The sequence below is a fragment of the Yinghuangia sp. ASG 101 genome (assembly GCF_021165735.1).
Lineage (GTDB): Bacteria > Actinomycetota > Actinomycetes > Streptomycetales > Streptomycetaceae > Yinghuangia.
In genome coordinates this window covers 5,269,145-5,295,230 of record NZ_CP088911.1, presented here as the reverse complement: position 1 = coordinate 5,295,230, position 26,086 = coordinate 5,269,145, and the positions used below count along the sequence as shown (strand labels likewise).

The window sequence follows — 26,086 nt, the reverse complement described above, 5'->3', positions numbered from 1 at the left end:
GACGGGCACCGCCGAGCACGCGGAGGCCGCGAACTCGTCGCACGCGGCGGACGCATCGGACACGTCCGGTGCCTCCTCCCCGTCCGATCCGTTCGATCCCTCCGATTCGTCCGATCCGTCCGATCCGACGGGCCCGACGGGCGCGCCGGATCCGCCGGGCACGGCACAGGGCCGCATCCCGGCACAGGCGACCGGTCCGCACGACGACACCGCGGTGGGGCCGCGACCCGGCTCCGCGGAGCCGTCGCCGGCCTCGGGACCCGACGGGCCCCCGGGCGGGGCGCCCGACCACGCGGCGTACGCCGTCAGCGAGCCGTCCGGCTCCGAGGACGACCTCGACGACGGCCCCGAGCCGGATGCCGCCGGAGCCGTCTCCGACGCCGAGTGGCCGGCCCGCCTTGGCGGCCGACGCCGCGCCGAGACCATCGCGGTGCTGTTGTTCGCCAACTCGCCGATCCTGGAAAGCTCCATCCCCATCTCGGTGTTCGGCGTCGACCGAAGGGACGCCGGAGTCCCGAACTACCGATTACTGGTATGTGCGGCCGAACCGGGACCGCTGCGGACGACCGGCGGCGTCGAACTCATCGCCCCGCACGGCCTCGACGGCCTGCACCGGGCGGGCACGGTGATCGTGCCGGCGTGGCATTCGCCGTCGCGTACGCCGCCCGCACCCGTCCTGGAGGCCCTGCGCCGGGCACACCGCGAAGGGGCGCGCGTCGTCGGCCTGTGCGGCGGCGCGTTCGTCCTCGCCGCGGCCGGGCTGCTGGACGAGCGTCCCGCGACCACGCACTGGATGTACGCCCCGGCGCTCGCCAAGTCGTTCCCGAAGGTCCGCGTCGATCCGCGCGAACTGTACGTGGACGACGGGGACGTGCTCACCAGTGCCGGGACCGCGGCCGGAATAGACCTGTGCCTGCACCTGGTCCGCATCGACCACGGTTCGGACGCGGCCAACGCGCTCGCCCGCCGCCTCGTCGTCCCGGCGCACCGGGTGGGCGGGCAGGCGGCGTACATGGACCTGTCGCTGCCCGAGGAGATCAGCGGCGATCCGCTGGCCACGGTCATCTCGTGGGCGCTGGAGAACCTGTCGGAGAAGTTCGACATCGAGGTGCTGGCGACGCGGGCGTACATGAGCCGCCGGACGTTCGACCGCCGGTTCCGGTCGCTGACCGGCAGCGCGCCGCTGCAATGGCTGCTCACCCAGCGCGTGTTGCAGGCGCAGCGCATGCTGGAGACGACCGAGCTGCAGGTCGAGGAGATAGCGCGGCGGTGCGGCTTCCGGTCGCCGGTGGCGCTGCGCGGGCACTTCCGCAAGCAGCTCGGCATCCCGCCGGCCGCCTATCGGGACGCGTTCCGGACCCGGGACCCCGAGGACGCGGAGGGCGCCGACGGCGAGGAGTCCTGACGGCCGGAGGCCGGGGAGGGAAGGCGGCGTACGAGCCTTCCCTCCCCGGTTCCGGCTGCCTCGGGCCGGCCATGGCGGGACCGGTGAACCTTTCCGGCCACCGCACTAGGCTGATCACTTATGAATGACCGCTTGGTCTGGATCGACTGCGAGATGACCGGACTCGACCTGACCCGGGACGCGCTCATCGAAGTGGCGGCACTCGTCACGGACTCGGAGCTGAACGTCCTCGGGGACGGCGTCGACGTCGTGATCCGCCCGCCCGCCGAGGCGCTGGCCGGCATGCCCGATGTGGTGCGTGCGATGCACACCGCGTCGGGTCTCCTCGACGTCCTCGACGAGGGGGTGACGATGGCCGAGGCGGAGTCGATGGTGCTCGACTACGTGCGCGCTCACGTGCCGGACGGCCGCAAGGCGCCCCTGTGCGGCAACTCGGTCGCCACCGACCGCGGTTTCCTGGCGCGCGACATGCCGCTGCTGGAGGGCTACCTGCACTACCGGATCGTGGACGTGTCCTCGATCAAGGAGTTGTCCCGCCGGTGGTACCCGCGGGTCTACTTCCAGTCGCCGCCCAAGAACGGCAACCACCGCGCGCTCGCCGACATCAAGGACAGCATCACCGAGCTGAAGTACTACCGGGAGACGGTCTTCGTCCCGATGCCCGGCCCCGACTCGGAGACCGCCAAGGCGATTTCGGCCCGCTTCTCGGCTCCGCAGCTCCCCCTGCCCTGACCGCTCGCCGTCCGCGGCCCGGGACCGCGCCGACACCGAGGCATCCCCGGCACGCCGAAACAACCCGGGAGCGAGCACCCCTCGATCCCCTGTACACTCTTTCTCGCTGCTCCGGTCGGCTCCACCGCCCGAAAGCCGCGTGGTGGGTGTAGCTCAGTTGGTAGAGCACCTGGTTGTGGTCCAGGACGTCGCGGGTTCGAGTCCCGTCACTCACCCTTCTTGATCATGGCTCTGACCTGTAAAAAGGTCGGGGCCATGATCTTTTTGGGCGTCGCATCCCAACGCCGTCCCGACGAACTCCTCGACAAGGTCCATCCGAAACGGACCAAGCTCCCGCCGTGGCCCATGGGGCCAAGCGTTCGCTGCCGTTCCGGAGCCTGCCGGGCCACCGTGGGCCGCGGCGGTGCAAGTCGGGCCGCGGCTCGTGCTGTTCGGCCCGCCGGGTTTCCTTCGGCCGTTGCGTGCGCGGGAGTTCGCGGGGCCGGTCCGGGGCGGAGCGCGTGCCCGCGGCGCGGCGTGGGGCCGCGCGGTCGTACGGCTCGCGGGTGTTGTCGCGTCTCGTGGGGCGACAGCCCGAGGGCTAGCTGTTCTTGCGGAGCCTTCTCAGGTATTCGCGCGTCCAGCCGGTGGTTCTGACGACCTCGGACTGCTTGACGCCGGCCGCCAGTGCCGCGACCGCGGCCTGTTTCAGGGCCTGGCGGGCTTCCTCGTGTTCCTTCTCGGTGCGGCGGTACGCCTTGGCCGCCCGGCTCAGGTCGTCGGCGGCTTCGCTCTGGTCCACGACGACAGAATGCCACAGGCATTGGCCTAGCACATTGGCCTGGCGTGTTGGCCTAGTACGTAGGCCAACAGAGTTGACATCGGGGCGCCGAACGTGGAGTATTGCCGTAGACAGGGAAGTGAACACAAGATGAACACTCCCCGACCGGAGCGGAAACCCGCCTGCGGCACCGCTCCCGGATCCAGCACACGGAGGGGGCACGACCATGAAGAAGACCCACACGAACCACGCGGTTCCGGCGCTCTGCCGCCTGTGCGGGGAGCCGTACCTCGCGGTGCTGCGCCCGCGCACGCTCGTCGAGGTGCCCGCCGGCGGCGACCGCATGAGCGGCCGGCTCACCGTGTTCGACAACCAGACCTACATGGTCGAGCGCCACACCCCGTGCGATGCCGCCCGCCGCGACGGCCTTCCGTACTGACCGGAGGCCGCCCGAGGATCAGCCGGCATGGTCGTCCAGATCCGCGAGGACCCGGGCGACCATGCCGATCGTGGCCCAGTCCGCGGTCGGCGCCGCGAGGAGGCCGCCGTACGTCGTGACCTCGACGTGGGTGCGCTCGGTCCCGCCGACCCCGTGGGCGCGGGCCTCGGCCGCGTCGGCCCGCAGCGCGGCGACTTCGTCCTCGGTCAACTCGGCGGAATACACGTGCGTCCGATGCGCCGACACCGTCGCCGCCACCTGGCGTACGCCGTGGCCGCGCAGGCGTTCGGCGGCGAGCGCCAGGCCGGTCTCCTCGCGCACCTCCGCGGAGGCCGTGGCGTCCGGACCGTCCTGTCGGCCGAAGTCGGCGGATCCGCCCGGGAGTTCGTGGACGAATCCGTCGTCCGAACAGGCCGGCGACCGGAATTCGCGGACCAGGACGACCACGGTGTCGCGGAGCGGCGACGCCCGGCGGTACAACAGCACGGCGCTCGTGTCGGGGCGACCGATCACCACCTCGTTGTCCTTGACGCGACCGCCCTCGGCCGCGACCGCCACCGCGACGTGCACGGCCCACCAGACGACCGTGGCGCCGCCGTCGGCCCGGAAGGTCCAGACGACGCGCGCACCGACGAGCGTGTTGCCGACCGCGCGCTGTGCCGCGTACCAGTACCGGAACACCGGCGTCGTCCAGACCACCAGCGGTACGTCCCGCTCGCCGCCGGTGCGCCACTCCCCCGCCCCCACGCGCTCCAGTGCGACGCGCAGCGTGTCGGCGAGGGTGTCGGCGAGCGGCACGCCGTGATCCGCGGCGTATTCGCGCTGGTAGCGCACCTTGGCGGCGTCCTCGGGAGACCCGAACACCGCCCGGCCGCTGTCCTTGAGCCACCCCCACTCGTCGTTGGTGGTCAGCCCCGGCAGCGTCGCCAGGTCGCGCGGCACCCAGAAGACCACCTGGTCCGCGACCCGCAGCCACCGCAGCTCCCACAGGCGCTGGTCCTCGTAGTCGCCCCAGCGGCTGCCGTCGCGGGGTTCGGGGACGAAGACCACCAGGGCACCCGCACCGGACCACAGACCGTGCACGAGGTCCAGCGCGGCGGGGCGCCACGACGCGACGTCCGCGCTCCTGGGGGTCGGGCCGGCGAGGAACACCGACGCGTCCCACGACTCCGGGGGCCGCTCCCCCGCGTACACGACGGTGACGGAACCAGCCAAGGGGACCTCCGGCGCTGTGACGTGCGCGACAAACCCGTGAACGCCCCGCCCCGCGGCCGGGCCCCCGAACGCTACCGGCCCCCTCGCGGACCGCGGCGGCCCGCCTGCCCCGCCCGCACGGTAATGCCCGATCACGATGGGTAGGAGCCGTTTTGGCACTGCTGTACCCGATCTGGCCAACTCCCGTACTGTCTCAGCCTGTATGGTCCTGGCCGACGGACGAACCGGGCAGTCGGGTCTCCTCCCGGGACACGCCCGCCTGCGGGACAATCGGCCACGGGACAACACAAGGAGGCGTGCGACGCGTGGGTGAGTGGTGGCTCGCAGGCCGGTACCGGCTGATCGAAGTACTGGGCTCGGGCGGCATGGCCGTGGTCTGGCGCGCCTGGGACACCCAGATGCGCCGGTTCGTCGCCGTCAAGCTGCTGCGCGACGTCTTCGGTGTCCCCGGTGCCGCCGACCGCTTCGCCCGCGAGGCGCGCACCGCGGGCACGCTCACCAGCCCGCACATCGTCACCGTCTACGACTTCAACACCGGTGTGCTGCGGCCCGCCGACCCCGACGCCCCGCACTCCCCGCCCACCGCGGCCACGCGGAAACGGGCCGATCCGGCGGAGACCGGGGGCCTCGGGCACGACCCGGAACCGCGCGAAGTGGTCTACGTGACCATGGAGCTGGTGCCCGGCAAGTCCCTCGCCGAGATCGCCGCGGCCGAGGCTCCGCTGCCGCTTCCCCGTGTCCTGAACTGGGCGCGGCAACTGTGCGATGCCCTCGAAGTCGCCCACGAAGCGGGCGTGTTGCACCGCGACATCAAACCCGCCAACATCATGGCGAACGACCGGGGCGTGCTGAAGGTGCTCGACTTCGGCATCGCGCGCTTCATGAAGACCCTGGCCGCGGGCGGGACGCTGACGCGCCCGGGAGCCGTCCTGGGCACCGCCGCCTACATGTCGCCGGAGCAGGCCAACGGTGCGGAGGCGGACCCGCGGTCCGACCTGTACTCGACCGGCTGCCTCGTCTACGAACTGCTGACCGGTCTGCCCCCGTTCGGCTTCGGCGACGTGCCCAGCCTGCTGTTCCGGCACGTGCACGTCGCCCCCGACTCGCCGGCGCGGGTGCGCGACGACCTGCCCGACGCGGTGTGCGACCTGGTGCTGCGGCTGCTCGCCAAGAACCCCGACGACCGGCCGCAGAGCGCCACCGAGGTCCGCCGCATTCTCGACGCGCTGGCGCCGAACCCGCCCGACCAGCCGCCGGCTCCGCCCGACCGGCCGCCGCCCCCGGAATCCACGCACGCGCAGGCGCGGCCGGGGACGTCGAGCGGCGCGCAGGCGGGCGCGCAAGCCGAAGCGCTCGCCCGTGCCCTGGAGGACCTGCCCAACCTCCAGGCGTCGGACGCGGTGGCCCTGCTGCGCCGCCTGCTGCCCGACCACGTGCGCCTCTTCGGCCACGACCACCCGCGCACGCTGAGTGTGCGCGACGATCTCGCGTACCACCTCGGCAAGTCCGGCGACCGGCAGACGGCGGTCCGGCTGCTGCGCCAGCTCGTGTCGGACTACGGGTACATGTACGGCGCCGAGCACCCCGGCACGCTGCGGGTGCGGCGCAACCTGGCCTACTGGACCGCGAAGTCCGGAAACCCGCAGGCGGCGGCTCTGCTGCTGCGCGACCTGCTGCCCGACTACGCGGACGTGCACGGGCCGCTCGACCCGGAGACGCTCAAGGTGCGGCGCGAACTCGCGCTGTGCACCGGGCGTTCCGGCAACGCGCACGAGGCGGTCCAGTTGCTGCGCGCGCTCATCCCGGACCTCGCCCAGGTGCTCGGGGCGCAGCACCGCAGCGTGGTCACGGCGCGCGAGGAACTGTCGTACTGGGAAAACCGCATGACGCCGAGTCAGTCCACGGGCTGACGCCGTCGCCGTCGTCGCGGGCGCGGTCCGCGGACGGGAGGCCGGGCTCGTCCGCCGCTTCGGCCGCCCACGAAGTTGTGTTCAGCAACAGTCGTACGGCACGCTTGGTCGCACAGGTTGTCGGTGGCGAGGTGTCGGCGTGGACGAACAACAGCAGACGGACGTGAAGAACGCGGGACGACGCGTCGTCCGTGAAGTCGGAATCGCGACGCGGCTGCTCCGCGCGCTCATGACGCCGCCACTGCATGCCGCGGGCCTCACGCAGGCCGAGTACTACCTGCTGGTGAACCTTGACGAGAGCGGCACGTCGACCGGCAAGGAGCTGTCGTGCCGGCTGAACCTCGACAAGACGACGGTCAGCCGCCAGCTCACCGCGCTGGAGGAGGCGGGGTCGATCACGCGCGAGACCGATCCGACGAACCGGCGGTCGCATCTGATCAGCCTGACCGACGCCGGACGCGCGCGCCTGGCCGAGGCGCGGCGGCACACGGTCGTCGTGCTGGAGAACCGTTTCGCCTCGTGGCCCGCGGAGGAGCTGCGGGATCTCGCCGAAACCCTGGCCCGCTTCAACGAGCAGCTGCGGGGATCGGACGTGCCGGCCGTCGACACCTGACCGGCGCGCGGCCGGCTCACGGCGAACCGCCGGGACGCGTCGCCGCTAGATGAATGAGTCCAAGGGGTGTGGTCACGGTTAGTGGTCGTAGGCGGTCATTGATCGTTTGATGGGTTGTCCGGTCTTGTCGTTGTGCCAGATCGCGGCCGTGAGCGCGAGGATGCGGCTCAGAACGCGGACGGCCGCCCCTGCGGGGCTTTTGCCGCCGTGTCGTTCCAGGTCGAGCTGGCCTTTGAGTGTCTGGTTGATCGACTCGATGACCTGCCGGAGCGGTTTGAACAGGTGTGCTCCGGCCCGTTCGGGTTCGCCCTTGCGGGCCGGCCGCAGCAGGACCAGGTGACGTTCGGTGAGGTCGCGTTCGAACTCGCGGCCGTAGTAGTGCCTGTCGCCGATGATCGTCTGGCCCGGGTGGGCGGCCATGACGTCGGGGGCTGTGTCGAGCATGTCGCGCAGGGTCTCGCGTTCGTCGGCCTTGGCGCCGGTCAGCGCGAACAGGACCGGCAGGCCGCCGAGGGTGCAGACCAGGTGCAGCCGCAGGCCCCAGAAGTACCGCGAGTGCGACGCGCAGTAGCCGTACTGGGCCCAGCCGGCCAGGTCCGAGCGTTTCGCGGTCTCGCGCGAGCAGCCGCAGCCGACCGGGGTGGAGTCGACCAGCCACACGTCGTCGCTCCACAAGGTCGTGTCGGTCGCCAGGATGCGGATCATGTGGATGAACAGCGACGATGCCGCCCGCAGCCGCTTGCCGTACCCGGACTGCCGGGGCACGTACGGGAACAGGCCGCGGAAGTCCTTGTCGACCCGGCGGATCCAACGCCGCTCGGACGTGTAGCCGAGCAGCGCCGACATGACCGCCAGCGTGAGCAACTCGGCGTCACTGAGCGTGGGCGCGAACCCGACCTTCGGGCGCGGCGGCGCCAGTTCCGGCGAAGCCTTCAAGGTGTCGTCGATCCGGGCATAGAGTGCAGTCGCGAGGGTGTCCAAGTCTTGCATCACAACACGACTGTGGACGCCCTCGCTTCATGTCCGCAGGCAATCCCTTGGACTCATTCATCTAGTTGTCGCCGGAGGCCTCGGCGACGCGGGGGTGCAGGCGCGGGCGCGCCCGGTAGACGTCGTACACGCCCTGCACGCGGCGCAGCGCGCGCAGCAGTTGCGGAAGGCTGGCCAGGTCGGCGAGCCGGATGGTGTACGTCTGCCGCACCCGCATCTGCTGCGGCGGCGCGATCGAGGCCGACGTGATGTCGCCGCCCGCCGCGTCGATGGCCGCGGTGACGTCCGCGAGCAGTCTGGGGCGGTCGAGGGCCTCCAGCTGCACGGTGACGCGGTAGCCCTGCTCGGCCTGGTGCGGGAGCCACGCGGCGGCGACGATGGCGCGGCCCGCCCGGATCATCTGCTGCACGTTGAGGCATTCGCGCTGGTGCACGGCCACGGTCCCGCCGCGGATGACGAAGCCCGCGAGTTCGTCCGGGGGCACCGGGGTGCAACATCGGGCGAGGCGGACGGGCGCGCCGGGGGATCCGGGGACCGACACCAGGCTCGCCCCCGCGTCCGGCTCCGCCAGCGCGGCCATGCCCATGGCGTTCGCCGCCTCACCGCTCGCGGCGAGGTTGCCGAGCGACGACTCGGGCCCGTCGTCGAACTCGGGCGGCGTGGACGGCGCCGGGAGCTGCGGGTCTCCCCCGCCCTCGCCGCTCTCCGGGTGCTCGGCCAGCCAGCTCTCGATCGCGACGCGCGCGAGGGGGCTGCGGACGAAACCGAGCCATTCACGAGAAGGGCCCGCGCCGTGGGGCGGGGCCGTGATGATCGATACCGTCTCGCCGTCCGCGAGCACCGAGGAGAGTGCCACCAGGCGGCCGTTGACCTGGGCGCCGATACAGCGGTGGCCGGTCTGCTCGCCGATCGCGTACGCCGCGTCGACGCATGTCGACCCGGCCGGCAGGGTCAGCGGCCGGCCTCCGGGAGTGAACACCAGCAGCTCGCGGTCGGCGGAGAGGTCGGCGGTGAGCTGCGACCAGAAGGCGGTGGCGTCCGGGATGCCGCCCTGCCACGCCAACAGGCGGTGCAGCCACTCCAGTTGGCCGCGCTCCTTGCTGCCGTCGTCACCGGTGTGCGCGACGACGCCGAACTCGGCGAGCCGGTGCATGCGGCGTGTGCGGATCAGCACCTCGACGATGTCGCCGCCGGGCAGCGAGATCGCGGTGTGCAGCGACTGGTACAGGTTGAACTTGGGGGTCGCGATGAAGTCCTTGAACTCCCCCGCGAGCGGCGCCCACCGGGTGTGCAGGACGCCGAGCGCGGCGTAGCAGTCGGTGTCGGCGTCGACGACGACCATCAGGCGGGACAGGTCGAACGGGCCGAGCGCGGAGTCGCCGCGGCGCAGCTTCACGCGGCGGGCCGAGACGTGGTGGCGGTGCCGGGGGGTGACCGTGGCGCTGACGCCCGCGTCGCGCAGCTCGCGCCGCATCGTGTCGGCGAGGTCGGCGGCGGCCTCGTCGCGTTCGGTGGCGCCGTCGGCCAGCGCGCGGACGGTGTCGGCGTGGTCCTCGGGCTGGAGCGTGGCGAACACGATGTCCTCCAGCTCGGCCTTGACCACGTGGATGCCGAGGCGTTCGGCGAGCGGGATGAACACGTCGCGGGTGACTTCGGCGATGCGGATCTGGCTCGCGCGGCGCATGTGCCGGATGGTGCGCATGTTGTGCAGGCGGTCGGCGAGTTTGATGACCGTCACGCGCAGGTCGCGGCCGGTGGCCACGAGGATCTTGCGCATGGTCTCGGCCTCGGCCTCCTGCCGGTTGTTGAAGTCGACCTTCTCCAACTTGGTGACGCCGTCGACCAGGTGCGCCACGCCGTCGCCGAACGATTCGCGGACGACGTCGATGGTGAGGTCGGTGTCCTCGACGGTGTCGTGCAGCAGGGCCGCGACGAGGGTGGTGGTGTCGGCGCCCAGCTCGGCGAGGATGGTGGCGACCGCGAGGGGGTGCGTGATGTACGCCTCGCCGCTCTTGCGCATCTGCCCCCGGTGCGACAGCTCCGCGACCACGAACGCCCGTTGCAGCAGCGCTATATCGGCCTTCGGGTGGTGCGCGCGGTGCACCTGGACGAGCGGGATCAGGGTCTCGGGCGCTTCGGGGGCGCGCCGTCGGCTGCCTCCGGTGAGGAACGTCGCGGCGGCGAGGCTCAGGCGCTGCACCGGGCGGCGCGTGGCTCGGCCGGACCGCTCGGTGCCCGGGGTCGCGGCGTCTTCGCGCTGGTCGGGCCCCGTATCGACCTGGCGGGATGTCGCCTCTCGCGCCCCCGCCCCCACAGGTGGGTCGATCCCCCCGATCGTCATCAGCACCTCCGGCAGTCGAACACCGGAGCATCGCCCCGGTGGTTCATGCTACCGACAAGTCCGGCGGGCTTGTCCGGCGGATGCGGGCTCTCCTCGACCATCACCCGCCCGGGTGAACCGGGGCGCGCGTCGTGGTCGCGCGGCGGCGCGGCGTGTCCCGGGCCCGCCGTCAGCGCACCGGCCGAGCCCTTCCGGCGTCCGCGAACATGCCCGGCGGCACCGGGAATTCGCAGGTGGGGCGGGCAGGACGGGTGATCGGGGCGACGCGTCGGCGCGGGTGGGGAGGGCGTCGGCGCGGGAGGCGGCGGCGGGACGGGCGCCGATGCCGGGGCGTGCCCGCGACGGGCCCGGCCGGTGACGCGAATCACCGGGGCCGGAGCGGGCCCGGACGGGGGTCCGCCGGGTGCGGGGCGGGTCACGGCGGTCATGCGGCGGGTGTGCCGTGGGACGCGGAGCCGAGCGGGAGGTCGTCCCAGTAGGTGCCGTCCAGCATGCGGGCGATGAGCGCGCGGTGCGGGACGGTCTCGTCGGGGTCGTCCGGCATGGTCCGCTCGCCGAAGAACGCCTGCCGGTGGGCGACGCGGGCCATGACGGCGCCGTGGCGGACGGCCGCGTAGACCTCGAAGTACTCGGTGTGCGCGGGGGTGTGGCCGGTGAGGCGCTCGTATTGGGTGTAGACGTCCTCGCGGCGCAGCAGGTCGGGGAGCCCGGGCGGGGCGCCGTACCGCAGGGCGATGTCCTGGAAGAAGTCGTGGGTGAAGACCAGCCACGCCAGGTCGAGTTCGCGCGGGCCGACGGCGGCCATCTCCCAGTCCAGCACCGCGGTCGGGGTGAAGTCGGAGTACAGGATGTTGCCGATGCGGGCGTCGCCCCACGTGACGACGTCGGGGGCGCCGTCGGCGGGAAGGTTCTCCGCCAGCCAGGCGAACGCCCGGTCCAGGACGGGTACGCGGTGCCCTTCGGTGCCCCACAGGTAGAAGTCCTCGACGTCGGCGAGGTGGCGGCGCAGGGCCGTGTCGCCGGGCCGGTCCAGGTGCAGGAACGCGGTCTCGTCCGGTGTCGCGGCGATCCCGTGGATGTCCGCGACGACGGCGACCGAGGCCTCCTGGAGGCGCCGCCGGTCGGCCGGGGCGGCGTCGCGCAGCCATCCCTCGATCGTGTAGGGCATGACGTCCGGCGGGGCGCTGCCCTCCGCGCGGCGCATGACGAAGAACGGTGTGCCGAGCGGGCGTTCGTCCGGCTCGTGGCACAGGAGGCGGGGCACGGGGACGCGGGACCGCTCCGCGACGAGGGTCATGACCCGGTACTGCTTGTCGAGGTCGTAGACCGGGAAGACGGGTTTGGCCCCGGGGGCGGGCCGCATGCGGACCACGCAGCTCTCGGTGCGCGGGCCCTCGTCGCCGGTCCAGGACACGTCGAACAGCAGGGTCTCGCTCGACATGCCGTTGGTGGCCGGGGTGCTCAGTGCGGAGATCCGGGGGTCCGCGCCGGCCGGCAGGCGTCCCGCGAGCCACGCTGCCAGCCGGTCGCGTACTTCGGCCGGGTCGCGGTTGCTGACCCGGGGACGGGCGACGGCGGGATCGGCCACGGCAACCTCCGGTATGCGTACCGTGTCCGCGGCCGTGGGGCGGTTCCCGGGGGCGGGATCCGCACATTCCCGGAAGCGGGCCGCGAAAAGTGAAACCGGTTCTACCACGAGCGCGTCGCGTCCTCAATGGCCTTGCGGGGCACGGCCGTTGCCGACGGCGCACCGCGGGCGCGTGAGGGCCGGCGGGATTCCGCGCCCGGGAGTGCGGGCGGGCGCGCGCACCTGTGCGACCTGTCGGGACACCGGTTCTTCCGTCCGAAAAGCCCTTCCCGCGATACGGTCTGGGAGGTCCCGCGCCACCCGGGTCACCCGAGTCGCGCCCGCGGGGGACCGGCATCGGGATCGGACTTCGGGAGCGTGAGCGGTCGCATGGGAATCAACGCCGTGGTGTTCGACGTGGGCGAGACCCTGGTCGACGAGAGCCGCGAGTACGGCACATGGGCGGACTGGCTCGGTGTCCCCAGGCACACGTTCTCCGCGGTGTTCGGCATGGTGCTCGCGCAGGGGCTCGACTACCGCGAGACGTTCCAGCGGTTTCGCCCGGGCTTCGACCTGGACACCGAGCGGGCCGCGCGGACCGCCGCGGGCAGACCGGAGTGGTTCGGCGAGGACGACCTCTACCAGGACGTCCGGCCGTGCCTGAAGGCACTGCAGGGGATGGGCCTGTGGCTCGGGGTGGCCGGAAACCAGACGGCCGACGCCGGATCGATTTTGCGCGGCCTGGCCTTGGGCGTCGACATGATCGCCACGTCCGACGACTGGGGTGTGAGCAAGCCCGAAGCGGCGTTTTTCGCGCGGCTGGCGGCGGAGTGCCCTTTTCCGCCCGACGAGATCCTGTACGTCGGCGACCGGCTCGACAACGACGTACGGCCCGCGCACCAGGCCGGGTTGCGCACCGCGCACATCAAGCGCGGCCCGTGGGGGCTGCTGGTCGGGGCGGACACGGAACTGCGCGAGGTGGCCGACCTGTTGCTCGTGTCCCTCGACGAACTGCCGGGGGGACTGGCACGACTGAACGGCGGTCCGAGACCGCTCGGGTGACGGTCCCGCGGGCCGCGGCGTAGTCCGCGCGGCCACGGCCGGGCGCCACCCGGGCCGCGAGAGTGCGGGCCGGGGCACGGGATCGGTGGGGGATCGATTCGAGAGGCGGGGGCGGTGTGCGCGATACCGAGCGGCCGGTGGGGCGGCGGAGGGCGGCCCGCGGGCGCGGCGGCCGAGGGCGCGGGAGCGGCGGCGGGACGCGGGTCAGGCGGCCGGGTCGGGGAGGTGCGGCGGTTCGGCGCCCTCGTGTGGCGGGGCCGCCCGTCCGGCACCGGAGGCCAGGCGGTCATCCAGTTCGGTGACGCAGCGCTCGCCGGACCACGGCGCGAGGGTGGCGCGCACGGTGCGCACCCGGTCGACCGCGGTCGCGTAGCCCTGGCGCTCCACCAGGTCGAGGACGTCGTGCAGCAGGCCGCAGGCGTCCTCGGGTTCGCGGGCCGACGCGGCGGCTGCGGCCAGATCCGCCACGGTGACGGCGCGCTGTTTGTCCGCCTCGGGGGAGAGCCCCGCGAGCGTGCGGTTGAGCGAGGCCCGCGCCTGGTCGGCGCGCCCCGCGGCCAGTTCGGCGGCGCCCCGGAATCCGTCGAGGCGCGGGCCGGAGAACCAGTCGAGCCACGCCGGGGTCCCGTGCGCCGGGCCGTCGGACGGTACCGGAGCCAGCGTGGCGGCGGCCCGGTCGAGGAGCCGAAACGCGCCGGAGGGGTTCCCGAGCCGGACCTCGGCCTCCGAGGCGACCGCGTCGAGCCACGCGTGGACGACCGGGCCGGCGCCGCCGCGTCGGGCCCGTGCGCGGGCCGCGTCCAGACGGCCGCGCGCCTCGGCGCCGCGCCCGCTCCACGCGGGGGCGAACACCATGTGGCCGAGCACCGCGGCCCCGAGCGAGCCGTCGCCGGCGGTGTCGGCCGCCGCGAGGGCGAGATCCTGCCACGGCTCGACGCGTTCGCTCCCCAGTTGCAGGTCGAAGAACGCTATGCGCGAGACCAGCAGGGCGGACTCGGCGACCGCGGCGGCCACCCGGGTGTCCGGGCGGTGCGCGAGCAGGCCGGCACCGACGCGCACGTGCCGGGCGACCTTGGGGAGGAGCCGGGCCGGCTCGTGTGTCCAGTACTGCTCGCGGAGCCGGGTGGTCGTCCGCGCATATGTCGCGGGGTCGGAAGCGCCGGTGCGCGCCGCCGCGCGTCCCGGCGCACTCACCGGTACCCCCGCGGCCAATCCGGCCGCACCGGCCAAAAAGCTACGTCGCTGCACCGCGTCCTCCACGCGCGTCGGGCTGATGGGCATGCCCCTACCGCTCCGCCGGCCCGGGCGACGACGACGTCTTCCGGCGGCGGATCGCCCCAGGGAAAGTTCGAAAGAAAAGACGAAGGAAAAACCGAACGAATATCTGGAAAAAGATCGAAGGAAGAATCGGGGAAGAAAGCGAAGGAAAAGGGGAGGGAGGCCTGCCGATTCCTGATCCTGGCCGCCTGCGGTCCGCTGCCGCCATCGAATGTGGCCTCTGCACAGCCAAGAGTCCTCCGGGAGTCCTCCAGGAGTCCCCGTCGACGGCCTCGTCACCGAGGGTGCCGACCTGGTTGCATCGATCTCAGGACGGCGGGAGGACGTCCTGGCACACGCCAGGCCGCCCACCGCCCCGGCGGACTCCGGAGTCCGCCGGCAGGGGCCCGACCGGACCGGGGCTCCGGTCGCCCCACCTCGGGCACCACGCACGACGGCCGCCCACGCGGCACGGAACACCCCGGAACCACGGCCCGGCCCGACCGGCCGGGCGCCCAAGGCCCGCGCTCCGACGAGAGAGGACGCCTCCGTTGAACGCCGACGTCAACCGCGCCAGAACGGCCGTGGTGCCGCAGGACCCGATCCGCAATCCGTACGCACCACGCCTGGTCGCCGCCGGTGAGACGTTCGACGTGATCGAGGTCGAGGACCGGCTCGGCTTCGAGGCCCTCGGCGCCCTGTACGCGCACCGCGTCGCGGTGGGCCCGGTCATCTCCGACCGCCGCTACCGCCGCATCGGCTTCCTGGTGCCGCCGGCCGCGACGGCGCCCGCCCCGCGGCAGCGCGCGGTCGGGCCCCGGCACCACGGCCGCGGCGCCTGGATCACCGTGCCGCCGGCCGACTGCGAGGACGGGCCGCTCGTGTGGCTGGTCCCGCCGAGCCCGGAGGGCCGCCTGACGGCCCTGCACCACGTGCGCGCGGCGATCGCGGAGGCGGCGCGCACACTCGCCGAATCGCGGGTCTCGTGACGGCCTGACGACGGTTCCGTTCGCGGCCCGGGGGCGCTGGTACGACGCCGCCGGGATCGGATGCGGCACCGACCCCAAAAGACGTACCGGCCGGGGTACCTGACTGAGCGGCTCCCCCTTGTCCGACTCGCCTCGGCCGGTACTGCTCCTTCCCGTGCGGGCGTCCCGCTCCGCGGGCGAGTCCGCCGGCGGCCCGCCGTGTGCCGTCCGACCGCGTCCTCGGTCGGCGCTCGGCACGGGGCTCCCGGCGGACCGCGCCGCCCGCCCGCTCGTACCGGCGCGTTCGTGGCCCTTCCGGGCCGCGGCAACCGTAACTTCCCCACCGGACACGCCCGTTGCCGGGCCGTGTCCCGCCGTGGTGTCCCGTCGCGCGCCCCTGGCAAGACGGTTCGCCCGGCCCGGCGGCCCCCGCTCCGCGTTCGTACCGCGCCGAGCGGGGGCCCGCCCTTTTCGGGTTCGGCATCCGGTCCGATTCCGGCGTCTCGATCGCGGCGTCTCGATCGCGGCGTCTCGATCGCGGCGCCCGCCGAAGCCGCGTATCATCCGCGAACTTCGTTGTGTATGCCGGGGTTTGCCCGCAAAGCCCGGATCTTGGCGGCATGATCGCGGTTACTCGCCGGTCACGTGCGTAGCGGCACCGACATTGGGCATGCCCTCATCGTCGTCACGGGGGTCCGCGACCACACCAGGAGGAGCACGTCATGCCGTCAGAGCCGTCCAAACCGCGCGTCCGGCCCGCCCGGCTGCTGTTCGAGCCGCCGGTGTTCGAACGCGAAGAGGAGCGGTTCTTCGACCTCGACGACCTCACCGACCCGATGGTGATGCTCGAACGGTCGACGCAGCTCGCGGAGGCGTTCCGCGCCGCGGCGGACAAAGCGGTCGACTACCAGGCGATAGCCGTCGCCCGGCTCGCCGACCGCAGGCGGTTCGACCGTCTGGAGCCCGCGCAGATCGCCGAGTTGGCGGGCTGGAGCGAGGCGTACACCGTCAAGATGATCGAGTACGGCGACCGGTTGATCGCCAAGCGCGGCGACTGACCCGCGCGGCGTCCGCCGCCGGGACCGCGCCCCGATCCCCGCGCCGCGCGGCATGTCACCGCAGCGGGACGCGGTTCTCCGCGAGCGTCCCCAGTACCGCCTGGTTGGCCTCCCAGCCGTCCGGGAAGGACACCGGGAGTCCGAGGTGCACCGGCTCCGCGGACGGGTGGGCGTCCAGGAGTTCGGGAATACCGGCCCGCGCCACGACCAGGCACGCGTGCCGGTGCCGCGAGGCCAGCACGCACAGGCGTCCGGTCTCCAGATGGAACGCCGTCGCGTCGCGCCGCCCCGACAGCGGGTGCAGGAACACGGTGACGTCGAACTCGCGCCCCTGCAACCGGTTCGCGGTGTCGACGACGATGTCCCGGGCGCCCGGCACCTCCGCGTTGAGCCGGATCAGCGCCGCCTCGACGCGCGACCGCTGTTCGCGGTGGCTGACGCCGACGGCGATGCGACCGGCGTCCAGACGGCTTTCGCCCCGCTCGGAGACCGCCGTCCCGCGGCGGGCCAGCACGCGCGCGGCCAACTCGGCGACCGTACGCACCGTTTCCTCGTCCGAGGGGAGCGTGAACGCGGAGGGCAGCTCCAGCAGCCCCCACCCCGAGCCCGCGGCCACGTCGACCACCCGGTCGAACGCGTCGCCGCGGCGCGCGTCCTCGAACGCCAGGGCGCGTTCGCCGCGTTCGGTTCCCGAGCGGAACGGCGTGAACGGGTAGAACGCCTCCGAGACCAGCGGCGCGGCGGTGGCCGGGAGCCGCCACGAGACCGGCAGCCGGTGCACCGGCAGGTCCGGATTGTGGCGACGCAGCACGGCCACGGCGCTCTGCGACGGATCGTACGTCAGACCGTGCCACTGGCCGGCGTCGACCGTCGCGAACGGGTCGAGCTGCCCCGGATCGCCCACGAACAACGCGCGGTCGAACAGCCGGGCCACCAACAGCAGGGCGTCGGACCGCATTTGGTACGCCTCGTCGACGATCGCCCAGGCCCAGCGCCGGTCGTCCACCAGCGCCCACTTCGCGGCCGTGGCGACCACGATGTCGCACCCGTCGAGATCCGCGGCCTTGCCCGCGATCTGCACGGGCAGCTCGGCGAGTTCGTCGGTCGGCCGGTAGTCGGCGGCGGACAGGCGGCCGAGCGCCAGGTGCGGGGAGTCGTCGGCGAGCCGCAGGAGCAGGTCGTCGACCTGGTTGTTCGTCTGCGCGACGATCATGAGGTGGTCGCCGCGGCCGGCGATCTCCGCGGCGGCCTTGACCACGAGCGTCGACTTGCCGGCACCGGGCGGCGAGTCGACCACCACGCCGCGGTGGCGGCCGGACGCGAGGTCGGCGAGCACGGCGTCGGTGACGAGGGCGGCGGCGCGCGCGGGCCGGGCGGCGTCGCCGGCGTCGCGGGGGCCGCCGTGTGCCGGGACCGGGACGACGCCGTCGGCGGGTGCGGTCACGTCTGCTCTCCCGGGTGCGGTGGCCGGGTGGTCCGGCGTGCGCGGGTCACGACCACGGCTCCTCGGCCGCGGCGAGTTCGTCCGCGTCCGGTTCGCGCGGCCCCGCGGCGGCCTCCTCGCCGTCCTCGTCGCGCTCGGCGGGCGGCTCCGGCGGACCGCCGTGCGTCCACGGAGTCTCCTCGGGCGCGGGCCACTTCGGGCCGCCGCGGAACCCGGGCGCGACCAGGGTCCAGCACAACGCCTCCCCCGGCTCGGGCACGCTCCCCTCGTCGGGGGTCTTGCCCCGGCCCATGCCGCCGGTCAGTTCGAGACACACGTCGTGGGTGCCGTCGGGCCCCTCGGCGACGCCGAGCAGCCGCGCCTTGGCCTTGGGCCGTTCCACGCACTCGAGTTCGGTCTCCAGCGGCAGCAGCGGCTCGTCGGTCGTGCGCACCACCACCAGCGGCCGGGGGCGGGCCTGCTTGCGGCCCGGCTCGACGACCTTGCGGTCGGCGTCGACGGTGGTGACGTGCCCGCGGAAGGCCTGGCCCACCAACCGGGCCTCGGCCATCAACAGCGGGTCGTCGCGCAGTTGTTCGCTCTCCAGCCGGGCCTGGGCCTGCTCGCGCCGCACCAGCTGCCGGGCCGCCGCGACCGCTCCGGGCACGCGCGGCTGGGGGCGCGAATCGGGGCTCTCCAGATCCGCGGCGAACAGGCTGTACGCCATGCGGTCGGTGTCCCAGCGCCCCGCGACCGACGCGCCGGCGGGCAGCGCGCGCAGCAGCTCGATACCGCGCCACATGCGCTGCCACGTGGGCGCGAGTTCGGCGCCGACGGCGTCCCGGATCCGCTCCTCGGCGCGGGCGATGCTGTGCGCGTGCTCCGCGCGCGTGGCGTTGTCGAACGCGGCGATGAGCGGGGCCAGCTTCTCGTCGAACGCGGGCGCGGACGCGGGGCCCGCGGGCGCGGCGCCCTCCGCCTCGCGTGCGGTCTCGGCGCCGGTGCAGCCGGGGGCGGGGTCGATCCAGCCCATCAGCGAGGCCAGTTCGCGGTCTTCGAGGTTGCTCTGGCCGGTGGCCCACGTCTGGGTGAGCAGGTCGGTCATGGCGAGCAGCACACTCGAGCCCGGGGTGCGCGCGCGCTCGGCGAGCCAGGTCGTCCAGCGGCCGAGGAGGGGGACGTCCGGGGGCACAGCGTACTCGCCGTCGGTGCGCCGGAACCGCGTGGAACGCCCCAGCAGGCGCATGTACTCGACGCCGCCGCCGGACGGGACGATGACCTGCGGCGCGTCGACCGCGCGTTCGTACGCGTCCTCGTTGCGGCGCTCGACCGTCTCCGTCGTGCCGAGGTATTCGGTGAGGTACGGCAGCAGCACCGCGGCGAGTTCCGCGACGTGGCCGAACCGCCGGCCGCGGTCGCGCGGCTGCGGCACCACGAGCAGGTGCGGCGCGGCGGGGTCGTCCCCGACCATCGCCGCGAGGGGCGCGAACGCCTCGCCGGACATGCCGTACGGCACGAAGACCACGGGGCGGTCGGACAGATGCCGGTGCCGGACGGTCGCCGCCGGCTGCGCGTACCCGGTCGTGGCGGCACGCAGCCGGCCGAGGGCACGGACCGCGCTCACCGGGCGCTCACCGACGCGATCGGCTCCGGCGCGGCTTCCGCGCGCGCCTTCGGCCCGCGTCCCGGCTCGTGGCGCGCCCCGGGGGGCGTCTCGGGGGGCGTCTCGGGGGGCGTCTCGGGGGGCGTCTCGCCCAGCACTTCGCGGCGCAGCGCCTCCGCGCGCCGGAGCACGCGGGCGATCTCCTCTTCGCCGCGCGCCGGAGCGCACTTCCCGTCCGCGATGTCGAGCGCGCGCCCGACGTCCTCGATCCCGCCCAGCTCGCCTCGGATGGCGGTGCCGAGCGCGCCGACCAGGCCGCCCTCGCCGTGCCCGCTGTGGCAGGCGCGGGCCTCCTCCCGGCAGAAATACGCGAGTTCGCACGTCGACAGGCACCCGGGCAGGTACGCCGCGGGGACCATGCCGACGGCGTCGACGGCCGCCTCGCGCCCGGCGTCCTCGGGAACGTCGAAGGTGAGGCCGGCGGGCAGCGGCGCGAGAAGATCGTCCACACGCGCCAGGCGCGCGATCCGGCGGCGCGTGACGGCCAGCTCCTTGCGGATGTCCAGGATCGCCGCGGTGGGCTGGTTGGAGAAGTCCTTCGGGCAGACCAGCACCACATCGGTCGAGACGACATCGGCGTCGTAGCCGAGCACGGCCACCATCTGCCGGAGTGCCAGCACGTACACCGCCGCCTGGCGGGCCGCCGACGCCAGCTTGCCGGGGTCGGCGCCGCCGTCGATCACCGAGAACGACTTGATCTCGACGACGTGCAGGCGCCCCGCCACCAGGCAGGCCATCGCGTCGGGCTCCAAATACGCCCGGCTGCCCGCGACGTCGAGGGGCAGCAGCGGGTGGTCGAGGATCGCGCACACCCCGGGGCGGGCGGACTCCAGCGTGCGCCGGAGCGCGAGCCGTGTCCCGGCCACGCGCTCCTCACGCCCCGGGCGCCGGTCGTCCGGCGGCGCGTCGTCGGGCACATCCCCGCCGAGTTCGGCGTACTCGCCCTCGGCCACGTCGTCGGCGGGGACACCGAGGACGCCGTGCAGGAGCGCGCGCAGGCCGGCGCCGTTCTGCTCCTTGACCTGCGCCTCGAACGCGTGCCCGCGCACGATCGCGAAGGGGGACTGCCCGTAGGCCATCGGGAAGCCGAGGCGGAGGGCGAGTGCGGTCTTGTCGATCCCGGCGGCATCCATCACGCCGCGTCGCGCACATCCGGGATTCGCGGCGAGCGCGGCCACCGTACGCGCATTGTGGTTGCGCGTCGGCAACGACCCCCGCAGCTGGTCGAGTCGTGAGTCGGTGGTGCCCATGGCGTGGTGTGCGGCTCCGTACCGTCGTCGGGCTGATGCGGTCCCGCCACAGTGTGGCTCATCCGAGTGACAACGCGTATCGGACCGGTTCCCGCACGGCCCCTCGGCGGCCCCGGGACACGCGGCGGGACACCCGACCGAACCGCCCGGCTACGCCAGCGTCGGCGGTTCCTCGCGCTTGTCGGCTTCGATTTGCTCCCACGCGGCCAGTTCCTCGTCGAGACGTCTGACGCAATGCGCGTTCTTGAACGGCTCGAGGCTCTCGCGTACTTCCCACACCCGGTCCATCGCCGTCGAATACCACTGCTTCGTCAACGCGTCGAGCGCCCGCGACAGCATGCCGCTCGCCTCGTCGACATCGCCGCTGGCCGCCGCCACGCGCGCCAAGTCCGCGCAGGTCACCGCCTGTTGCTTCGCCGCGCTGGCCGGGAGGTCGCCCAGCGCGTCGGTCAGCGCCTCGCGCGCCGCGTCGTACCGTTTCGCCGCCAGCTCGGCGCCGCCGCGGAACCCCCACAGCCGGGCCGAGTCGAAGAAGTCGAGCCAGGCCGGGATTTCGTTCTCGTCCGGGTGGCAGAGCAGGTCCTCGGCACGGTCCATCAGCCGCAACGCGATGTCTTTGTCCCCGATCAGCGACTCGATCTCGGCGTTGACCGCGCACAGCCACGACCGCATCAGCGCCGGGGCGCCCGCGTCCGCGAGGGTGCCCGCGTGGTTCGCCCGGGCGATCAGCGCGCGGGCCTCGGCCTTGCGCCCGTTGAACGCGGGCATGAACGCCTGGTGGGCGAACACCGCCTGCCGCAACAGGGGTTCCTGCGCCTCGTAGGCCGCCTGCTCGGCCAGCTGGTAGAAGCGCCGCGCGTACAGCTCGTTGCCCAGGTCGAAGAACGCGATGCGCCCCGCGAGCATCGCCGTCTCCGACACCGAAGCGGCCAGCACGCGGCGCGGACGCGTGGGGCCGGGTGACTTCAGCAGCTTGTCGCCGAGCAGCACGTGGCTGACGACGGGGTCGTACGTCATCAGCGCGGGCGCGACCCAGTACATCTGGCGGTACGACGCGGTGAGCCGCGCGTACTGGTCCGCGACCGGCGACACGAGCCGGCCCGTGCGCCCCGGCTCCGGGACCAGCGCGGTGATGTCGGGCAACCCGCCGACGCGTTCCTCGCGGTCGATGGCGCGCAAAAGCGGCGGCGCCGACGCACGCGGGCGGTCACCCGACGGACGCGGCCCCGCCGCTCCCGACTGCCCGGGAAGAATCAACGCGGACGGGCGGTGCGCCGACGGCGGGCCCATGACGTCCGCGCGGGGCTCGACGTGGTGGGCGGGCTCGGGCATCAGCCCGGGCGCGAGCGCGGACCCCGGCGGCGGCGCGGCACGGCGCAACACGCCGTTCTGCGGCGGCTGCTCTCGTCCGTTCCCGGCGGCCACGCCTCCGGGAGGCGGCGTGACGCGGTAGCGCCCCGCGCGCGGGGACGCGGGCGGACGCGGCACCTCCACGGCGCCGTTCACCGCACCGTTGCCGGCCACGCCGTTGCTCGCGGCGCCGCCGTACCCGCGCTGCTGCTGAGGCGGCACCGAGGGCGGGGGCGCGGCGTCGAGGTCGGCCTGCCAGGGCGGGGTGAACCCCAGCTCGCCGAGGGGGCGGCCGAACAGCTCCTGCAAGACCTTCTGATAATCAGGTGTCGGCCACGGCGGATCCGCGCTCTCCCAGCGCCGCACCTGGCGCACGCTGACGGCCAGCCGGAGCCCGCATTCGAGGGCCTTCTTCTCGAACGCGTCGGCCAGTTGCTGCTGGGAGACCCAGCCCATGGCATGCCGCAGCGCCTTGAGGCGAACGTTGCCGGACGCAGAGGAGCCGCCACCCTGCCGTATGGCCATCGGCGTCCTCCCCAAAGATGCACGGCCCACGGGATCGGTCCGCCACGCGACACGCAGCCGCGAACATGGCGGGCCGTGATCCTGACGGTACCCGTCGTGAGCTGACTGCGGGGACCACTTTGCACATGTCCGGAAACCTGCGCCCGGCCCTTCGCGCCCCCGAAACCGGCCTCCCGGCGCTACCACACACCCGCCGACATGGCCCCAACCAGGGGATACGTACCCAGCCGCCCCCCATCGCCAACCCCACCCGTTTTCCCCGGACCCCGCGAGCGTCCCCGAAAAGAAATCCGCCCGCGAAACCGCCGTTCACCCCTCACCCCCACTTCACCCCGGCGCGCGCCCCACCCCACGCCCCCTACGCGCCCCCACCCCTTCCGCCAATTTCTTGATCGCCCCTCCCCCTGCTAACCTCTACGCATCGCAACGCGCGCCGCTAGCTCAGTTGGTTAGAGCAGCTGACTCTTAATCAGCGGGTCCGGGGTTCGAGTCCCTGGCGGCGCACCACAGAAACACCCCTTGACCTGGGCGTTCTCGGTTCTATCGAGAGCGCCTTCGTCATTTTGATCTTGTGGTGGGAGCGTGGTGGGACCCGGCGTCCGATCACCGTCATTCCACATGATCGAATGCCCCGCGTCGCGCACGCCGGGGCGATGGTTCGTGCCCGTGGTCGGTTGATGCCCCGGGGCTCCCGGTCCGCCGCCCGAATACGTGGGTACGACGCCGTAGGCCCGGTCGGGATGACCGGGCCTACGGCGGTACGGGGCTGTCATGCCGGACGCCGCGCGCGGACGTTGTCCGGGGTCGTGTGCTCCACGTGGATGATTGCTGCGGCGGCGAGGTCGCGGGACCGGCACAGCCCCACGCTGTCGGCACCGAGCGCGACGCGCATGCCGCCCCGCGCGGCCTCCCAGCCGCACGTATTCGCGCCGGTGATCGTGGAACGCCGTTCGATTACGCCGACAACGTCGCCGTCGTGGAGGACGTGCCAGGCGCCGACGTGGTCGCGTTCGGCGGCGAGTTCCCACCCGGTCCCGGCGTTCGGTTCGACGCGCGGGTCGAGGTTGATCCGCCGCGTGTACGTCGAGTCCTCATTCGCCCCGTACAGCGCCCCCACCCCGGTACGCCCCGCAACCTGATCCCCGGGATCCACGTCCGCCCAGCGCAGCCCGGCCACCTCGCCGCGCCGCAGGCCCGTGACCGTGACCGTGACCGTGACCAGGTGGAACTGCGCGAACAGATCCTTGGCTTTCGCTGCGCGAGCGAGGAACCGCATGGTCTGCTCGGCCGTCCACACCATCACCGCCGACGGCGCCTCACCCTCTTCCGCCAGGCCGCCTCCCTTCCCGCGTCCAGACCAACGGCCGTGGCTTCGACCCCGAGGCGAGCTTGGCCACGTTCACCCGACCGACCGCGACCATTGCGCGATGTCCGCGAATTCGCTTGGACGCGAGGTCAGTTCGCTGGCCGACGCGGATCCTGCCCCACACAGCCGGGCTGGGCGCGGAACCCACCGGCGCCAAGACACGGGGTCGGCCAGCCCGACCGCGCCCTGTCCCCCAGCCCGCCGGGTCCGCAACGGCGTCGTCGGGTTGCCGGGCATCACTCTCCCCCGCGATGCCACTGGCCGCCCCACGTCGGCCTCGGCTGCCACGCGGCCTGTCGACGGCCGTGCGCGCCGAGCCCGGCCAGCCGCAACCGGTACGGTGCATCGCCCGCCACCGGCAGCCACAACGCCCCGGCCGCCGAACCGTCGCCGTCCCACGTGCCCGTCGCGAGCGGAACGTCGCCGCTCGTGCGGCGGGACACGGCCCTCGCGTTCTGCTCCCGGGCCAGGCGGGTGAAGCAGAAGAGCACCAGGGCCGGTCGCTCGCCGAACCACTCGGGAAACAGCCATGCATCGTCACTCGTCTGGTTGAACAGGCCCGCGTAGCCATCGATCTTTTCGGCGAGGCGGGCCAGCCGCTCGCTGCCGTGTCGTACTCCAGCGCGAAAGCGCACTCGCGGTCGTCCTCGCGCCAGGTTCCGACGGCGTCAGGCCGAACGGCCGTGTGCCGATCGCCGTCAGGCCGCAGCCCGCGCTCGGTCAACCACCGCACGACCTCGGCCCCACCTCGCGATGCGCGGGCCTCAGCGACCAGCGCGGTGTGAAAGCCGTTGACCCCGAGCAGACGCCGCAACCGCGACGTGGACGCCACGCCCAACGTGCGGTCGCGCCGGGCACGACGCACCGTCAGAAGCAGCTCGCTTGGTCCTTGGCTGGTGCGCGAATGCCGGTCACCGATGTACGGTGCGGCCATGACATCCATGCGAGTTCGGTAGATGACGGAGCCGACACCAGAAGAACGACACGAAACCCGAGAGGCGTTCCTCCTCTCTCTGCGGCGCGGCGAAGTTCGGCCCGGAGTCGTCACCGCAATCCACAACTTCGGCGTGTTCGTCGACATCGGCGGGGTCGACGGCATGGTGAACTGCGCCGAGTTGTCCTGGACGCACATCAACCATCCCGGCGAAGTCGTCGAGGTCGGCGAGCGGATCAACGTCGAGGTCCTCGATATCGATATGGACCGCGAGCGCGTCGCTCTGTCGCTCAAGGCGACGCAGGAAGACCCGTGGCGACGCTTCGCCCAAACCCACCAGACAGGGCACACGCTGCCCGGCATCGTCACCAAACTCGTTCCGTTCGGCGCGTTCGTCCGCATCGCCGACGGCATCGAAGGCCTGGTCCACATCTCGGAACTGGCCTGGCCGCAGGTCGAGACTCCCGAGCAAGCCGTCCGAGTCGGCGACCGGGCCACCGTCAAGATCATCGATATTGACCTTGAGCGCCGACGCATCCGCTTGTCCCTCCGGCAGACGAGTGCTCGGGCCCACGATCCAGGCTGACCACGCGGAGCGGACACGGCGCACGGCTATCTCCTAGAGAGCGCGCCGATGCGGCGAGGATCACCGGTTCTCGAAGTACGTGTGGTCGACGGTGACGTCCTCGACCTGGCGTACAACGGTGCGGACGCCCAGGTCGTCCTGCTTGAGGAGTTCGCACAGGCGCTCCCCGTCGATCCGCTCGATGGGCGGTGCCCCGTCGCGGGTCGACTCGGCCTGGGCGGCTTCTCTTTCCGCCGCGCCCGGCGTTGCGCCTCGAATGTGCCGTGAAATGCGGCGATATGTCATCCCTTGTGCGCGTCGTCCCAGGTTGACGCCTCGCGCAGGAGCTCGTTCGCGGCACCCGTCAGCGACCACACGGCGCGCCGACTGTTGGCCAACAGGCCCATGCCCTTGAGATGGGTGCGCGCCCAGGCCAACCGGTACTGGATCTCGGTCTGCGGACCGTCGCCGTGGAGCACCGCCTCACGCGCCGGGTCGTACCCCTCGGCTTCACCACGGACTTGCGACCGCCGATCCCCGTGGTGAGAGCGGCCGTTCGGGAACGGTACGCGCACGTCCGGGGCTCCGCCACGCACGTTGATGCCCAAATCGGGACAAGAGGCGTCCGGCGGCGCCGAACCGACGGCCGGTGGACGTCTGGCGCCGACTCGTTCTCAGCAGGTTCGAGTTTCC

21 protein-coding genes, 2 tRNA genes and 3 pseudogenes are annotated in these 26,086 nt (G+C 72.9%); 11 read left to right on the top strand and 15 right to left on the bottom strand.

Annotated features, from left to right (window positions below; translation table 11 throughout):
- Positions 1-394: 394 nt before the first annotated feature.
- The 3 genes and pseudogenes from LO772_RS22760 to LO772_RS22750 all read left to right on the top strand — a co-directional run.
- Positions 395-1,533: pseudogene (locus LO772_RS22760) on the top strand (GlxA family transcriptional regulator); the annotation flags it as partial.
- Positions 1,526-2,137 carry an oligoribonuclease gene (gene orn, locus LO772_RS22755; protein ID WP_231773879.1) on the top strand — a complete coding sequence of 204 codons (612 nt, stop codon included), beginning with the start codon at positions 1,526-1,528 and terminating at the stop codon, positions 2,135-2,137. The pseudogene LO772_RS22760 and the gene orn, both read left to right, overlap by 8 nt.
- 142 nt (positions 2,138-2,279) lie before the next feature.
- Positions 2,280-2,352: transfer RNA gene (locus tag LO772_RS22750), tRNA-His, on the top strand.
- A 365-nt stretch (positions 2,353-2,717) separates the two neighbouring features.
- Here the strand turns inward: LO772_RS22750 and LO772_RS22745 are convergent.
- Entirely contained in the window at positions 2,718-2,918 is a 201-nt protein-coding gene (locus LO772_RS22745; protein ID WP_231773878.1) for a hypothetical protein, read from the bottom strand.
- A gap of 205 nt (positions 2,919-3,123) precedes the next feature.
- Between LO772_RS22745 and LO772_RS22740 the strand changes: the two genes are divergently transcribed.
- Complete coding sequence (locus LO772_RS22740) at positions 3,124-3,336, top strand: hypothetical protein (RefSeq protein ID WP_231773877.1); 213 nt, start codon at positions 3,124-3,126, stop codon at positions 3,334-3,336.
- Positions 3,337-3,354: 18 nt separating this feature from the next.
- Here the strand turns inward: LO772_RS22740 and LO772_RS22735 are convergent, their stop codons facing one another.
- A complete protein-coding gene (locus LO772_RS22735; RefSeq protein WP_231773876.1) occupies positions 3,355-4,551 on the bottom strand; it encodes a nucleoside 2-deoxyribosyltransferase domain-containing protein in 1,197 nt (398 codons plus the stop codon).
- A 305-nt stretch (positions 4,552-4,856) separates the two neighbouring features.
- On the opposite strand from LO772_RS22735, the gene LO772_RS22730 reads away from it, so the two are divergent.
- Positions 4,857-6,461, top strand: a complete 1,605-nt coding sequence (locus LO772_RS22730) for a serine/threonine-protein kinase (protein WP_231773875.1) — start codon at positions 4,857-4,859, stop codon at positions 6,459-6,461.
- A gap of 139 nt (positions 6,462-6,600) precedes the next feature.
- Positions 6,601-7,074 (top strand): MarR family winged helix-turn-helix transcriptional regulator, encoded by a 474-nt coding sequence (locus LO772_RS22725; protein WP_231773874.1) that lies wholly within the window; start codon positions 6,601-6,603, stop codon positions 7,072-7,074.
- Between the two features lie 78 nt (positions 7,075-7,152).
- Here the strand turns inward: LO772_RS22725 and LO772_RS22720 are convergent, their stop codons facing one another.
- From LO772_RS22720 to LO772_RS22710, 3 genes are all read right to left on the bottom strand, one after another.
- On the bottom strand, positions 7,153-8,067 hold the full coding sequence (locus LO772_RS22720; protein WP_231773292.1) for an IS982 family transposase: 915 nt from the start codon (positions 8,065-8,067) through the stop codon (positions 7,153-7,155).
- A gap of 58 nt (positions 8,068-8,125) precedes the next feature.
- Positions 8,126-10,405 (bottom strand): RelA/SpoT family protein, encoded by a 2,280-nt coding sequence (locus LO772_RS22715; RefSeq protein ID WP_231773873.1) that lies wholly within the window; start codon positions 10,403-10,405, stop codon positions 8,126-8,128.
- A gap of 424 nt (positions 10,406-10,829) precedes the next feature.
- Positions 10,830-11,993 carry a phosphotransferase family protein gene (locus LO772_RS22710; protein WP_231773872.1) on the bottom strand — a complete coding sequence of 388 codons (1,164 nt, stop codon included), beginning with the start codon at positions 11,991-11,993 and terminating at the stop codon, positions 10,830-10,832.
- A 369-nt stretch (positions 11,994-12,362) separates the two neighbouring features.
- Between LO772_RS22710 and LO772_RS22705 the strand changes: the two genes are divergently transcribed.
- Positions 12,363-13,034 carry an HAD family hydrolase gene (locus LO772_RS22705; protein WP_231773871.1) on the top strand — a complete coding sequence of 224 codons (672 nt, stop codon included), beginning with the start codon at positions 12,363-12,365 and terminating at the stop codon, positions 13,032-13,034.
- Positions 13,035-13,238: 204 nt separating this feature from the next.
- On the opposite strand, the gene LO772_RS22700 is transcribed toward LO772_RS22705, so the two are convergent.
- Positions 13,239-14,315, bottom strand: a complete 1,077-nt coding sequence (locus LO772_RS22700; RefSeq protein WP_231773870.1) for a transcriptional regulator — start codon at positions 14,313-14,315, stop codon at positions 13,239-13,241.
- A gap of 527 nt (positions 14,316-14,842) precedes the next feature.
- On the opposite strand from LO772_RS22700, the gene LO772_RS22695 reads away from it, so the two are divergent.
- Both LO772_RS22695 and LO772_RS22690 read left to right on the top strand, forming a co-directional pair.
- A complete protein-coding gene (locus tag LO772_RS22695) occupies positions 14,843-15,280 on the top strand; it encodes a hypothetical protein (protein ID WP_231773869.1) in 438 nt (145 codons plus the stop codon).
- A 701-nt stretch (positions 15,281-15,981) separates the two neighbouring features.
- Positions 15,982-16,317 (top strand): hypothetical protein, encoded by a 336-nt coding sequence (locus LO772_RS22690; protein ID WP_231773868.1) that lies wholly within the window; start codon positions 15,982-15,984, stop codon positions 16,315-16,317.
- Between the two features lie 55 nt (positions 16,318-16,372).
- Here the strand turns inward: LO772_RS22690 and LO772_RS22685 are convergent, their stop codons facing one another.
- From LO772_RS22685 to LO772_RS22670, 4 genes are all read right to left on the bottom strand, one after another.
- Entirely contained in the window at positions 16,373-17,761 is a 1,389-nt protein-coding gene (locus LO772_RS22685) for an AAA family ATPase (protein ID WP_443089300.1), read from the bottom strand.
- Between the two features lie 46 nt (positions 17,762-17,807).
- A complete protein-coding gene (locus LO772_RS22680; RefSeq protein WP_231773867.1) occupies positions 17,808-19,364 on the bottom strand; it encodes a hypothetical protein in 1,557 nt (518 codons plus the stop codon).
- On the bottom strand, positions 19,361-20,653 hold the full coding sequence (locus tag LO772_RS22675; protein WP_231773866.1) for a hypothetical protein: 1,293 nt from the start codon (positions 20,651-20,653) through the stop codon (positions 19,361-19,363). Before LO772_RS22675 ends, LO772_RS22680 begins: the two co-directional genes overlap by 4 nt.
- A gap of 150 nt (positions 20,654-20,803) precedes the next feature.
- Entirely contained in the window at positions 20,804-22,528 is a 1,725-nt protein-coding gene (locus tag LO772_RS22670) for a helix-turn-helix domain-containing protein (protein WP_231773865.1), read from the bottom strand.
- A 430-nt stretch (positions 22,529-22,958) separates the two neighbouring features.
- Between LO772_RS22670 and LO772_RS22665 the strand changes: the two genes are divergently transcribed.
- Positions 22,959-23,035 (top strand) — tRNA-Lys (locus LO772_RS22665).
- 262 nt (positions 23,036-23,297) lie between these two features.
- Here the strand turns inward: LO772_RS22665 and LO772_RS22660 are convergent.
- From LO772_RS22660 to LO772_RS36385, 3 genes and pseudogenes are all read right to left on the bottom strand, one after another.
- The gene (locus LO772_RS22660; protein WP_231773864.1) at positions 23,298-23,831 is read right to left on the bottom strand and encodes a hypothetical protein; all 534 of its coding nucleotides are present in this window, start codon (positions 23,829-23,831) and stop codon (positions 23,298-23,300) included.
- A 299-nt stretch (positions 23,832-24,130) separates the two neighbouring features.
- A complete protein-coding gene (locus tag LO772_RS22655; protein ID WP_231773863.1) occupies positions 24,131-24,529 on the bottom strand; it encodes a hypothetical protein in 399 nt (132 codons plus the stop codon).
- Between the two features lie 26 nt (positions 24,530-24,555).
- Positions 24,556-24,828 (bottom strand): annotated as a pseudogene (locus LO772_RS36385) (replication-relaxation family protein); the annotation flags it as partial.
- A gap of 58 nt (positions 24,829-24,886) precedes the next feature.
- On the opposite strand from LO772_RS36385, the pseudogene LO772_RS22650 reads away from it, so the two are divergent.
- Positions 24,887-25,390 (top strand): annotated as a pseudogene (locus LO772_RS22650) (S1 RNA-binding domain-containing protein); the annotation flags it as partial.
- A gap of 84 nt (positions 25,391-25,474) precedes the next feature.
- On the opposite strand, the gene LO772_RS22645 reads toward LO772_RS22650, so the two are convergent.
- Positions 25,475-25,699, bottom strand: coding sequence for a hypothetical protein (locus LO772_RS22645; protein ID WP_231773862.1), 225 nt, complete (start codon positions 25,697-25,699; stop codon positions 25,475-25,477).
- Positions 25,696-25,968 (bottom strand): winged helix-turn-helix domain-containing protein, encoded by a 273-nt coding sequence (locus tag LO772_RS22640; protein ID WP_231773861.1) that lies wholly within the window; start codon positions 25,966-25,968, stop codon positions 25,696-25,698. Before LO772_RS22640 ends, LO772_RS22645 begins: the two co-directional genes overlap by 4 nt.
- Between the last annotated feature and the right edge of the window lie 118 nt (positions 25,969-26,086).

Coding starts and splice junctions, on each gene's coding strand:
- orn (WP_231773879.1), top strand. CDS start 1,526: ATGAATGACCGCTTGGTCTGGATCGACTGCGAGATGACCGGACTCGAC.
- LO772_RS22740 (WP_231773877.1), top strand. CDS start 3,124: ATGAAGAAGACCCACACGAACCACGCGGTTCCGGCGCTCTGCCGCCTG.
- LO772_RS22715 (WP_231773873.1), bottom strand. CDS start 10,405: ATGACGATCGGGGGGATCGACCCACCTGTGGGGGCGGGGGCGCGAGAG.
- LO772_RS22705 (WP_231773871.1), top strand. CDS start 12,363: ATGGGAATCAACGCCGTGGTGTTCGACGTGGGCGAGACCCTGGTCGAC.
- LO772_RS22700 (WP_231773870.1), bottom strand. CDS start 14,315: ATGCCCATCAGCCCGACGCGCGTGGAGGACGCGGTGCAGCGACGTAGC.
- LO772_RS22690 (WP_231773868.1), top strand. CDS start 15,982: ATGCCGTCAGAGCCGTCCAAACCGCGCGTCCGGCCCGCCCGGCTGCTG.
- LO772_RS22675 (WP_231773866.1), bottom strand. CDS start 20,653: ATGGGCACCACCGACTCACGACTCGACCAGCTGCGGGGGTCGTTGCCG.
- LO772_RS22670 (WP_231773865.1), bottom strand. CDS start 22,528: ATGGCCATACGGCAGGGTGGCGGCTCCTCTGCGTCCGGCAACGTTCGC.
- LO772_RS22645 (WP_231773862.1), bottom strand. CDS start 25,699: ATGACATATCGCCGCATTTCACGGCACATTCGAGGCGCAACGCCGGGC.